At 47.9% G+C, this 12,866-nt stretch carries 9 protein-coding genes; 5 read left to right on the plus strand and 4 right to left on the minus strand.

The window, feature by feature from the left end:
- The first annotated feature begins 250 nt into the window (after positions 1-250).
- Positions 251-925, plus strand: a complete 675-nt coding sequence (locus KIH39_RS18330) for an AAA family ATPase (protein WP_213494678.1) — start codon at positions 251-253, stop codon at positions 923-925.
- Positions 926-951: 26 nt separating this feature from the next.
- Positions 952-1,257: a hypothetical protein gene (locus KIH39_RS18335; protein WP_213494113.1), complete on the plus strand. Its 306-nt coding sequence runs from the start codon at positions 952-954 to the stop codon at positions 1,255-1,257.
- 254 nt (positions 1,258-1,511) lie between these two features.
- Here the strand turns inward: KIH39_RS18335 and KIH39_RS27230 are convergent, their stop codons facing one another.
- From KIH39_RS27230 to KIH39_RS18355, 4 genes are all read right to left on the minus strand, one after another.
- Complete coding sequence (locus KIH39_RS27230; RefSeq protein WP_390623672.1) at positions 1,512-1,673, minus strand: transposase; 162 nt, start codon at positions 1,671-1,673, stop codon at positions 1,512-1,514.
- Positions 1,654-2,112 carry a helix-turn-helix domain-containing protein gene (locus KIH39_RS18345; protein ID WP_213494680.1) on the minus strand — a complete coding sequence of 153 codons (459 nt, stop codon included), beginning with the start codon at positions 2,110-2,112 and terminating at the stop codon, positions 1,654-1,656. Before KIH39_RS18345 ends, KIH39_RS27230 begins: the two co-directional genes overlap by 20 nt.
- Before the next feature lie 171 nt (positions 2,113-2,283).
- Positions 2,284-2,736, minus strand: coding sequence for a hypothetical protein (locus tag KIH39_RS18350; RefSeq protein ID WP_213494681.1), 453 nt, complete (start codon positions 2,734-2,736; stop codon positions 2,284-2,286).
- 784 nt (positions 2,737-3,520) lie between these two features.
- Positions 3,521-10,405: an RHS repeat domain-containing protein gene (locus KIH39_RS18355; protein WP_213494682.1), complete on the minus strand. Its 6,885-nt coding sequence runs from the start codon at positions 10,403-10,405 to the stop codon at positions 3,521-3,523.
- Positions 10,406-11,096: 691 nt separating this feature from the next.
- On the opposite strand from KIH39_RS18355, the gene KIH39_RS18360 reads away from it, so the two are divergent.
- From KIH39_RS18360 to KIH39_RS18370, 3 genes are read left to right on the plus strand one after another with little or no spacing between them, the layout of a single operon-like run.
- On the plus strand, positions 11,097-11,363 hold the full coding sequence (locus KIH39_RS18360; RefSeq protein ID WP_213494683.1) for a FitA-like ribbon-helix-helix domain-containing protein: 267 nt from the start codon (positions 11,097-11,099) through the stop codon (positions 11,361-11,363).
- On the plus strand, positions 11,360-11,809 hold the full coding sequence (locus KIH39_RS18365; protein WP_213494684.1) for a type II toxin-antitoxin system VapC family toxin: 450 nt from the start codon (positions 11,360-11,362) through the stop codon (positions 11,807-11,809). The genes KIH39_RS18360 and KIH39_RS18365 overlap by 4 nt, the downstream gene beginning before the upstream one ends.
- Before the next feature lie 35 nt (positions 11,810-11,844).
- On the plus strand, positions 11,845-12,822 hold the full coding sequence (locus KIH39_RS18370; RefSeq protein WP_213494685.1) for a tyrosine-type recombinase/integrase: 978 nt from the start codon (positions 11,845-11,847) through the stop codon (positions 12,820-12,822).
- Positions 12,823-12,866 lie beyond the last annotated feature (44 nt).

Below are 12,866 nucleotides of genomic sequence, written 5' to 3' on the forward strand. Positions count from 1 at the left end.
TTGTCCTTTACCGCGGTTTGATCGCACTTTGGAATTCGAATAGCCGAATAGTTATTGAATTGCCAGTCGTCGCTTACGCTGCGAATTTGGTAAGGGAATTGACCTGTTAAGTCGGTTTTTCCCCGCCGTCTTTGATCGGTGATAAATCGTACCTCGCTCCTACCCCGCCTCGTGTCTGTACAATTTTCCTTTTCCATTTTGCTGAGGCTTACTCCTTGGGCGAGGTGCGGTTTTACCGCAGCGAGGAGGAATGGAGTTCGTTCCCGGCACCGGCAAGAGCTTCATCAAGCAATCCCTTCAGCGGCTTCCCGAAAACCAGCACCTGGTCGCCACCGTGGGCCGCACCTTGCACACCTATACCAACTCCGTCAAAATACTCTGCGATGCGTTCCGCATCGACTTCGAAAGCTCTGCCTTCAAGTGCGAACGCCGACTCATCGAACAAGCCTTCAGCCTCAACCATGCGGGCAAGTCGGTCACCACCATTCTCGACGACGCTCACCTCATGGATATGGCCTGTCTGCGAAAGTTGCGGCTGCTCTTCGAAGACTTCCCCAAAAACCACAACCTCATCCTCATCGGCCAACCCAGCCTGCTCGCCAACCTCGACCTCGGCGTCAACCAGGACATCAAAAGCCGAGTCACTTACTCCGTCATCGCCAAACGGCTCGGACCCGATTTACTGCGCGACTTCCTTCTCCGGGAACTCGATCGCATCGGACTCGGCCACAATACTTTTACGCAACCCGCCGTCGATCTCATCGTCCGCGCCGCCGACGGCATCCTGCGTAAAGCCCGCAATCTCTGCGTCGGCTGCCTCATCGAAGCCGTTCGATCCGCCAATAAAACCGTGGACATCGACAACGTCAACCGCGTCTTGATGCAACCCCACTGGCAAAAAGAATCCGACCTCGCCGATTACTGATTCTCAGCGCCCCCGTCGGAGAAACGATGATCCAACCCGATCTACTACGCCGCATTCGCAACGATTTGCCCATGCCCGTCACCATCGCCACGCTGGGAGCCGATGGGCCACCTTCGAAAATGAGCGAAGGTTACTTCCGCTTCCTCTGCCCCAACTGCGGCGAAATGCGGGCTACCGTCAACCCACGCAACAACCTCGCCCACTGCTTCGACTGCCAAAAAAACTTCAACAACATCGACCTCTTGCTCACTCTCGATTACGACTTCCTCACCGCCGTCGATTTACTCGAACGCTGGCTCAACGAATATCAAACCCGACAAGCCAAAAAGTAATCAGTCGCAGGAAGCCCGTTCCTCTACGAACCTCTGCTGCTCGCGGCGACCGGCAGCGCCTCGCGCCGGACTACGCCGGCCCATCGCAACACCCCGGTCTCGGTCATCAGACCGCTCCAAAATTCCCCGGTATTCGGCAAAACACCCTTCAAAATGCCAAAATCCCTACAGCTTTAATTCGGCTACAAATGCGACCAGAATTCGGTTCGGGACAAGTAGGAGAAATGTATACCCGGTTTGAATTTTACTTCTGCCTAGAATTCGACGGCTTCATCCTTGAGTACTTGCAAATCTTTCGGAAGGAGATTGTCGCAGCGCCCGTGCTTGAGGTGGCTCCAGAGTTGTTCGACGGGATTGAGTTCCGAAGCGTACGGAGGTAGCAATTCGAAGGATAATTTAGAAAGATCTCTTAGCAATCATCGCTTTTCTTCTGGGCATTTGCGGAGAGAAGCCTTGCTTGCTTATCCAGCCGCAGAGGTAGTTGGTATTAAAATGAATGCGTAATTTCTTTTTGATCAAGTGAACGACTCTCGGTGATGTCCAAAGGTTAGTCCGAAAGTCGAAATCTCGGGCGTCGCATAGGAGCCAGGAACGGATTTCCCGAAGTTGCTCTTGGGTCAATTTGGATTTCGGACCGGGATGCTTAACAGCTTCGAGCCCCTGTTTGTCGCGAGTTTTGTGGCAGGAGATCCAGCGATCCACGCTACGAGAATTGACCTTAAGTATCTGGGCCACTCTCTGGATAGTATTGCCTTCCAGGGTCAGTTGAACGCCGAGACGGCGTCGATTTTCTTGCGCCTGGCTGCTAGTAATTTTCTTGACCAGAGAGGCGGTGGTTTGTGTTGACATAACCATGGTATGGCCACGACCGCACCCCAAGCAAACGTATTGAAAACTATCCCGAGAATTAAAATTCCTTCCCAGGATATTGCAAATGCTGCAACGGCTGTATCAGGGCGAGGAGGAGTGGAGGAGAATAAAACAAGATAATAGATCATACAACACGAAGCAGCAATATAAAATAAATCATTGAGGTCTATCCCAAACGAGATCATAAGCGTCCAGTATATTGAAAATATCTAATATCTCGAGGTAAGTGGGATTATTATCCGTAGAGCTCGCAAGCCAAACTTCAGAATCTATATAACCAAAAACATATTTTATTTTATTTTGAAATGTATTTTTAACTGAAAGAAATATGTCGATTGATAACCAATCGTCTGGATAAATCAACTCAGACGACTTATAGTTTGATAACTTGACGCAATTCGAGTGGCTTGCGATTTTAACAAAATGATCGACAAGTGCAGCATCAGGAGATGAAAATACAACATGAATGCCGCAGAAGCAATTTGAGGTATCTGCTATAAGCAGAGGAAAATAACCACGAACCATTAGGTTAAATAGTTTAGGTTTTTCCTTCGCCCAATTTCCATCTGGAAATAAAGGATTTCCAAATTCAAAAAGCAAATCGGTCATATTGAAATGCCTCTCCGAGTGAAAAAAAATCAAAGCCTCTCGCATGAGGTTAAAAGCAGAGAATTTATACACAAAGTTACAATCTGAAAATAATTACGACTCTTCAGCTACAATATGACTGCAAAGGTAAATAAATTGAGGTTGTTATTACAATTAGCAGTAATTAAATATTGACTAGCGATTAATACATACTAATTACTATCAATTTCCAAGCACGATTACTCCTCGTCAAGTGGTTACATTGTTTGACTTAATTGCAAAATACTCATCTAGTCTGGCGCAATGCGAATTAATCAAAACGAATTTTCCGTATTAAGAAGAGTATCTTAAGCGGACCTGACAAATCCCAAAATATCAATTGAATGCCCGCACATAAAAGTATTTAGCTGAATCTTAAAATAGATCATAATGAATAGCCTGTGCGCAAAAACGCAATAACAAGTTATCTGCATATTTGGTAATAATTTTTATTTAACTAACCTAAGCCGGATATAGTATCGCAGATCGAACTAATTGACAAATGCTAATAATTAAGAGGCCCTAACAAAACCTCTGATTGTCCATTGAATACCGCTATAAAAAGGGGTTTTGTTAGGGCTTCTAAGTAAAAAACAAGCGAAAATCAAGTTTTCTAGCAAAAATTAAGAATACATATATTGCTACTATTTTGAATAAAACACAATTCTTGATTGATCGATCTTCTCGGAAGAAAACTAATCAAGTCCGTTTTTCTGTATTCGATGCGAAAAAGATATAGTTTTCGTCGAGGTCGCTTAAGCAATTCCTATTTGATACCAACGACCTGATTTCCATTTGCGTCGACGCGAACTCTAATCTTTTGCCCTCCAGGTGTTAGCCAAATCTGCACAGTCCATTTTGCACCCGGCAGCGTGTCTATAAGCACGGAGCCGGGAGGCACTACTCCTGTTGGTTGAGAATTTTCATTTCCTTCATAAGCTATATATATAATCCCTCCTATCAAAGCGAGAGCACCTGCACATCTGCAAAATCGCATTACAATTTTTACTACTCGTTCACGCGCTGCAAAATCTGGAAATGATCCATTACCTGGAAGTCGTGGTGCATTTGGATCAGTTAATCTCAGAATTCTCCACTTATTAAAATCAGTTACACCCGGCTGCTTCTCAATGGCATTACAATATTTCTCTATCATGATTTCAATATTATTTTTTCCGACTTTGGCTTCTAATTCTGCTAGTGTTAAATCAGTTCTGTTATTTAAAAAAAGGTTTATCAATTTCCGTGCTTCTGCCAAAGTCAAATCTGACAGTCCGAATGGGTCTATAGATTTTATAACGTTATTATTACAAAACATATAAAAATTATTGTCACCACTAAGAAATTCAATTGGATCATTTTGCATCCATCTCTCAAGTGTTGGACTGTACATTCGATTTCGGAAGCTGGAAAGTCCTCCAGCTTCGAGTTCTCCACCCTGATGCAAAAATTTCCATCCGTATGCACTTCCACTTAAAGAACCCCATGATGAATTCAGATAGCTAACCACTCCAAAAGGCGAATAAGTGTACCGCTCAAGTACACTTCCGAAGGTGTTTACTAGAGAGGTTGTGTCGTAATCAGCATTCTGGAGTGCATAAATTCGCAGATTTAATGTTCCACTTCCAGTACTTGTGTCCCTACTAATCATGGCATCTATGTAGGTTGGGCTCCAAACATACCGATCCGTTTCAGTACTTCCTTGATATTCTTCGATCAGTTGCCACTGCGCTGAAAAATATCGATCTGTTGTCGTCCCAGATACAATCGCCTGAATTTGACGACCCAAGGCATCATTCACGTAAGAAGCGATAGTGCTACCGCTGGAATTTTTGACTGCCACCAACATGTTCCAAGCATCATAGACATACTGATTGCTGTTTTCATCGGTGGTAGTGTTTCCGTTCGAATCGTAACCTGGTGTTGCACTTCCGACTGCCGTGTATTCATTTTGTGTGTTAGCAGTACGCGTCTGGCCCGTTCCATTGGTCGTAACGTTGGTCATGTTCCCAAAAGAATCATAAGTCCAACTTTGTGTTGCACTGGGTGTTCCACTGATTCCTGTCTTAGTTCCATTCAGAGTCCCCTGGGCATAACTCGATGTTTGATTCAGTGCGTCGTATGTGAAAATCTCACTTTCCGCTGAATTTAAGAGATTGTTTTCGTAGAGAACGTTGCCATCCGCGTCGTAGCCATATTGGATTCGATCGACGGCAGTTCCCGAAGAATTAACCCAGCGTTGATCGATCACTCGACCAAAGCTATCCAGGCCGGTGTATTGATCCCCGGCTGACCCGTTACTCTCCCCCGATTCCTTGATATAAGTCAATTCAATCCCTGCTTGATTAAGATCGCGTACTACGATGGTATCTAATCCCAGATAGGTGTAGCTCTCTAGAGTTCCCGAGGAATCGCTTAGGGACGAAAGTCGACTGATTGTGTTGTTGAGCCCCGAAGAATAGTTATAGTTAATGGTGTAGCCATCGGCGTACGTCATGCTCGTCAATCGACTGTTGTTCGCACCGCCAGCCATTTCCGAGTAAGAATACTGGATTTCAGGAGTAGTGCCGGTCACGACGGCCCCCGAATGGGATTGGTATTCGCCGATCAATTGATCCAGTCCATTATAAACGTCTTCGACTTGATTTACTATTGTTCCACCACTCGAAGTGCTGTAGCTGGTAAAAAGATACGGATTGCCCTGCGTGTCGTAAGCAATCGTATGCTCTCGAATCGTTCCATCAACTCCTGTTCCCAGTTGCACGATAGCATCGGCTGTTTGTCGTCCGAGAACATCGTACGAGTAAGTGTGTTCATTCCCGTTGCGGTCCTGGAACGAAATTTTCTCACCGAGAGCATCGTAATTGGTTATTTCTTCTTGAGTGGTGCTGGGTGCGCCGGTTGGTCCGGGATACTCCGTAATTCCTACCAAATCATTGGAATAGAGATAGCTCCCCGGGGTGCCCGTACCGACAACGCCATAAACCCAAGCCGTGGTTTCGTTGTTACCACTGGCGGCAACGGCTGTTTCGCTCGTCATCCCCACCGCATTGTAAGTGTACTCAGTGGTCTTGTTAGTTTCGTTCGTAGGAATGCCGTTGGTGTAATCTTGGATAGTTTCCGTTGTTCTCCCCAGCATGTCGTAATAATTTCGAGTGTCCAATCCCAAGGGATCGACGACATCCAAGACGTTGCCAGCTGCATCATAACTGGTTGTTGTGACCAATACAGTTGAGCTTGAGCTTGGAACAGAACTGGGTCGCGTGTAAGCTGTTCCTCCATTGGTTCCGACGTTCACATCCGCAATTGCACGGTCGGCCATGTCGTAGTAGCTCGCATCATAATAGACGCGAGCTCCGATACCGCTCGTCGGCGATCCGAGGGCCCCCGTACCGGTGGCACTATCGAACCGCTGACGATCTACCGTCAGGATCACATTGCCATTTGCATCATGGGTATACTCTTTTTGATCGAGCACGGTATCGCTGGCAACACTGCTGGCCGCTGCCCAAGAATTGCCACCACCACCGTCGGTCGTGTAGTCTACTGTGTTTCGTCCCGCTCCGTCGTAAACTTCTTTCTCGACGAGTCCGCCCGGACTGGAAGTCTCAATGGCATCGCCACGATGATCGTAGTAAGTGTTCGTATTCAAGGACGATGTCGAAACACTTCCCGTACTCGGATCAACGTCAAATGTTTCCGTCAAGTAAACTCGACCTTGATCGTCGTAAAACGTTTGAGTTTCGGCTCGAAGCAGGCTTGCCGAAGGCGTGTTGGGTACTCCGCCCGTGGAAGTTATGCTCACCCCATCCCCATCGAAATGCTGCACTTCGATGGCTTCATCCAAATTGTTATAAGTTGTATAGTAGATCGGGCGATGGACCGTCGTCGATTCCGAGGTTTGTACCCCTTCTTTTACGGCAACCGCTCGGTCCCGCCAATCATAATAAGTATCAGTTTCTCGGTTGGCTGTACCGCCACCGGGATATAGGATCATGGCTGTTTTGTTGCCATCCCCAACACCGCCATTGTCGTAAACGTAAGAGGCAGTTTCCACCATATTGGAGGGGCTGGTGTTGTTGGTCGGTGACCAGTAGCCGCTGGCTGGAGTATCGTTGGTTCCGACCCAGGTGCTCACGACTCTTCCCAAACCATCATAAACCGTTCGAATGATCGTTCCGGTGGGATCAACGGTCTTTTCCAGCCAACCACGGTGGCCATAGAAATACTGCGTGGCGTAATAATTGGTCCCGGAGGTGCCTAAATAAGTGCTGGTCGAATAGCTCGCGCCAGAGAGTGAGAAATATTGATCTTCTTCGACGACTTGGTTAGCATCGTTGGTGATGTCACGGGTCAACGATTGAACGTTGGAAATAGCTTCCGTTCCGGTCGGAACTCCTCCCGAAACCGCCGGAGTCGCCGACATCGTCAATGTTTCGGTGTAGCTATGCGAGCGATCCTCCCGTATGACTTGAGTCGGTTCGCTGGCTGTGTTTGTAGTCGAATTCCAGCCGATGTAAGTTCGGACTTCGTGATCCGGGTCGTCGTAGACCGTGTAGTCGATATCTCCGTTGGGATGGGTCACTTTTGTCGTGCGGCCGAGAGCATCAACTACGAAAGAAGTTATCAGATTCAACCCGCCACCGGTAGGCGTGCTCCAGCCCGAAGGAAGATTGACAAATTCCCCCGTGAGGGAAGTATTCACATCGGTGATTTGAGTAATGACCGCCCCGGTTAAAGTGTCGTATGCCGTGTAATTGATATAGCCATCGGCATCTTTGGTCCAAACGGGGCGTCCGATTGAATCGTAAACAGTGGTGGAGACATCGGCCGTGCCCGGCCCATTTTCCGCACTGGAGATAACAGGCAACGATATAGTTTCAGAGGCGACTTGAGCAGTCGAACCCTGCCAGGTATACGAATAACTGGTAGTTTCTGCCCCAGTTCCATTGGTGTTTCGGTATTGGGTCGAGGTCGCTTCAAAAGCTGTATCGTTCCCACTCACCACTTTGTCGTAATAGGTCATCGCTGACTGGGGAATTGTTGTCCCCGAGAGCCCTTGTTGAATCGAGGTACTCATCAAGTAACCGAGGATATTCCCAGCTGTTGTTCCCGAGGCCGTGGTCGATGTTGCGAAGTTATAATTCGTGATCAAGCCATTCGTCGAAGAAATGTAAGAAGAACTTCCTCCGGTGAAATTCACAAGATCGGCATAGCTCTCGCTATAGCCGGTGACAGCGGAGGGGTTGGCCGTCAGAATGGCTCTTCCAGAGCTGTCGTATCTCGTATAGGTGCACCATTTGAGACCCGAGGTCGTGTCTTGGTAGACACTCAACATCGGCTCGTCGTAGACGTTTGAGTAGGTAGTTTGCGTATTTCCATCCGAAAGTGTTTCGACCGTTTTCATGTGCCAGGAATTGTATCCGGCTGCATTTGAACTGGTGGAATAAGTGAATGTGTCCGTTCCAAAACCCGAAGAACAGGAGGTACAACCACTGCCTTGAGTCACCGCTTCAGAAACCTGAAAGTTCGAGTTGTACTGATAATACTCGTCAGCGAATCCCGACAGAACAGTATTGCTAACGGTCGTGGGATTGCTATATGCTGCAGCCAGGCGAGCGTAAGAATCGGAATTCAAAACATATTCCAATCCTTGTTGGGGGCCATTCGGATCACTCGCCCCATAATAGCGGTAGTAACTGGTATCTAAGACGTTGCCAGAACCATCCTCAATTTGGGCAAGCTTCAAGTCATTCAAGTTTCCATAAGCTTCGGTCCCATTGTAATAGGTGTAAATTGCTTGTCTTACAGTCGTCCATGATCCCGAACCTACTTTCGTCCGTTCCACGACCGAAGACACTAATCCTGCGTTTGGATCACCAGAGCCGAGATAGCTATAGAGGTAGGATTCGGTAATTGCACTAGACCCGCTACCTACGGTGCGTTGAATTTCGCCAATAGTTCCACTGGAAGTTTCCGATGTGACTTGCGTCGTTACTCCCGCAGGATCGGTCTCGCTTTGGAATTGACCTTGTTCCGCCGTAGGAGCACTCGATCCGAATCCTGTAAACCTGATTACATCATTGAATTCATCTACGAAGGTGTATAAGTTTGTCGAAGAGTTGTAGGTTAAATTGCTCCTCCCAAAATTTCGTTCCGTATAGCTACCGCCCGTTTGCAAATCAAAGGTCTGAAAATCGTTCCCATTGGTGACCACAACAATTGAGTTACCCCCTGCCGCTTGGAGTAGATAAGGGTTTTGAGATACTGTCCAGCCAATGCCAAAGTAATCACCTGCAACCACTAGGACGTTATTGGTCCAGCTTCGAGTCAAGCCCCAATCGGAACCAAATCCATTCGAGGACAGATCGGTCGAATTCATCGAAATAAACCCGGTGGCGACGTTATCTCCACCTCCCACGCTGGCACCCGAGGGAATGTCACTTGCTCCAGCAGATTCAGTGACGAGGGTATCGCTGCCACAGGATGTGGTCGTTACTTGGTCGGGCGTGCAATCGCCAATTGGTACAACTCGGGGAGCTGAAACGGTATTGGGTAGTGATACTGGCTGAATACAGATAGGTTTTGGTGGAGGAACTCCCGGAGTTAGTAAGGGTGTTGCGGCTACCGGTGGAAAAGTGGAAACAAGGGTAGGAACTGCCTGGTTCGTTTGAGGAACTCCATTGTAGATCTGTTCTTCTGCAGCGCCATTGCGATACCCAGCTATCGTGATTGCCGGAACACTGCTTGTGAGCTGAGCAAACCCTACCGTTCCAGATGATCCTGCATCAAACCCTGATGCATTGAAATTTTCCAGCAAATTTCCTGTTTTTCCATCATATCCTTGGATGTGCAGCTCTGGTGCATTTTTGGGAGAAACCAGAATATCCGTCGTACCATCTTTGTTCAAATCGCCAGCCGCGACTTGAAGGCCACCCATGTAGCCGGGCGAATACGGTGATAGCGTCTGGATGACCGAGTTCGTTCCTAAATCAAAAACCTTGATGGAGGGTGCGGCTCCGGCACCACTACCTACAATCGCTTCTGCTTGCCCAAGTGGACTTATCCCAAGAGCAACACTCAGACCTCCCCGAAAGCTGGGCGAGAAAGCGTAGAAAGAGTCAACCAGAGTTCCATTTAAGGTGAAAGTCTCGACGTGAGGTCCAGCCCCGGCATCTGCTCCAACAATAATGCCCATTCGACCTTCGCCGATATTCCCAGCGTCTACGGTGACTCCTCCCAGAAAGCCTGGAGCAAATGCATCGAAGCTACTCAATAAATTTCCGGTGGCCCCATCGAAAACTTTGATGATGGGTGCCATTCCGGGACCGGGTGCGGCAATGAGATCGGGCACACCATCGCCGTTTAGATCAGCAAGAGCTACCCTTACTCCTCCCTTAAAACTCGAATCGTAGGCCATGTAAGAAGCTAATAAACTTCCCGTGGCACTGTCATATTCGCTGATCACAGGACTCTGACCGGGCTTTGCCCCAACGATATAAGGCAGACTCCCATGAATGATCACATTGCTAAGAAGATCCTTTTGCTCGAGTCGTTGCACGTCCAGACGAATTTTGTGCTGTCGTCGAATAGGAAGAGTCTTTTGAACCCAAAAGAGTTTTCGAAACAACCAGATGTGGAATCGCTTCATGGGGAAAATCTCTGTATAGGCGCAGAAAATCTGCGTGCATAAACAAGTGAAGGTGCCCAATCAGGACCGATGGGGACAAAACGGAATTAATTTGTTGTGCTCGCTCTTTTGGAACCCATTCTTCAAGGGTATAAAGAGGTAGCAGGTCAGCTCTCGCGATCAAGACCCGTTCAATAGCTCAGGGGGTCTATTAGAGATGGAAATGCAATAGTTTTGTAAGGATATATCAGTTAGTGATTCTAAATAATCCGACATGCAGTTCTCCAGGAAAATCTCGAAGATGATTAAGAGGGCATAGCAAGTGTGCCCTGGAGTTTGAGCTATCAATATTCATCAAACTTGAAGAAAATACCCAGTCCGGAAAAAGAACCGAGTGGACGTTGTTATTTTGCCTGACGGATCAATTTTGATTTGAAAACGAACTCAATTCAGGCTGAATCTGAAGGGATATTAATCGACGGAGAAATCAATTACAAGCGCCGTTTTCCAAAATTTCTGAAAATTTCTCCTGATGCAGTTTTAGTGTATTCTGAGACGCGAAAATTCAGATTTCGTCTGCTTCTTTTTGAGAATCTGGAGTATATCCCATAAAGGACGTTATGGGATATACTCCAATCACAAATCACAATATAACAAATCAGCATATATTTATCGATTGACACTTGCCCACTAATTGTGCCAAGATGATTTTGTGTGCAATAAAACGCATTTTGGCATGACCGATCTCCGCATCCGCAACATCGAACCTTGGGTCATCGAATCCATCCGTGCTTTGGCCAAAGCTCATGGCCGAACCATGGAGGCTGAACTGCGGGCGACTTTGGAAGAAGCCGTTTCCCGTTCAAAACAAGAACTCCTGAACGAGTTGCAGGGTTTGCAAAAAGATCTCACCGATAAGTACGCACTTTTATCCGACTCGACCGCTTTCATCCGTGAAGAACGGGATCTGGAAGGATGATCGTCGTTGACGCCAGTGTCGTGGTGAAGTGCTATCTTCCCGAGGTTGGCAGTGCGGAAGCCTTATCGGTCATTACCGGACGCGAGAAACTCATCGCTCCGCAATTGCTCCGCTTGGAAGTGCATTCCGCGATCATCCGGCACTATCGAGAAAATGCCCTCTCTCGCGAGGAAGTCGAAAGGCACTCCTCGGCTTTTGAGCGGCATCTGATTACTCGAAAGCACGTCGAATTGTACCCGGACGACAATCAACTTTCGCTGGCTCGAAAGATCGCACTGGATTTGCGACATCCGATTCAAGATTGTCTCTACCTGGCTTTGGCAGTCGAGCAAGGCGCTTCGTTGCTCACCGCTGATGACAAGTTCCACTCCAAGGCAGGCAAAACATTTGATCATGTGAAATTGCTTCGGAATATCCCAAGGGTATCGAACCATGGCACGGCTTGAATCAAACATCATTTTATTCGATGAGTGATTTCTGCGTGCCCCAGGAAATACTCCCTTTTGAGTCTTCCCTTCCCTCAAAATTACTGGGTGCTCAATTCCCTGCAACTTTTACCGCCGCTGGAGAGAGGGCCTCTCGACGACTCATCGAATTTCTCACAGCCGAGATCCAAAACCCCAATACTCGCCAGAGCTACGGTCGGGCAATTCTTCGCTTTGACCAGTGGTGCGTTTCCCGCGAGCTGAAACTTGAGCAATTGACCCCCTTCCATATCGCCGCCTATATCGAAGTGCTGGGCAAAGTTCTGGCGAAGCCCTCCGTCAAGCAGCACCTGGCGGCACTCCGTATGCTTTGCGATTATCTGGTGATTGGGCAAATAATCCCCTTCAATCCGGCTTCGGCGGTACGCGGCCCGAAATACGTGGTCAAAAAAGGGAAAACTCCGGTCCTCTCGGGTGAAGAAACCAAGCTCCTCTTCGAGAGTATCGAACAAGATAGTTTGATAGGACTCCGAGACCGGGCATTGATAGGCGTGATGGCCTACAGCTTTTCCCGGATTTCGGCCGTTCTGGCGATGAACGTCGACGACTTTTACCAGCAAGGCACCAAATACTTTCTTCGGCTCCATGAAAAGGGCGGGAAGCACCATGAAGTGCCCGCACATCACACGCTCGTCGAGTTGGTGGATACCTACATTCACTCCACCGGGATCACGGGTCAATCCAATAGTCCCCTGTTTCGCAGCTTCAATCGGAAGCGCGAGATCTCAGAGGATCGGCTGCATCGACGGGAAGCTCTGGCCATGGTCAAGCGGAGAGCGCTCGCGGCCGGATTAGGAAATCGAATCTGCAATCACAGTTTTCGGGCGACGGGGATTACGAATTACCTGGAAAACAAAGGAACCATCGAAAAAGCGATGGCCATCGCTGCTCACGAGTCACCCAGGACTACGAAGCTATACGATCGGACGGACGATCAAGTGAGCTTGGACGAGATCGAGAAGATTCGGTTTTGAGAAATTCGGGCCGACACCATTTCGGATCGGCCTACGTATTGAAA

It is taken from the genome of Telmatocola sphagniphila, from assembly GCF_018398935.1.
Lineage (GTDB): Bacteria > Planctomycetota > Planctomycetia > Gemmatales > Gemmataceae > Telmatocola > Telmatocola sphagniphila.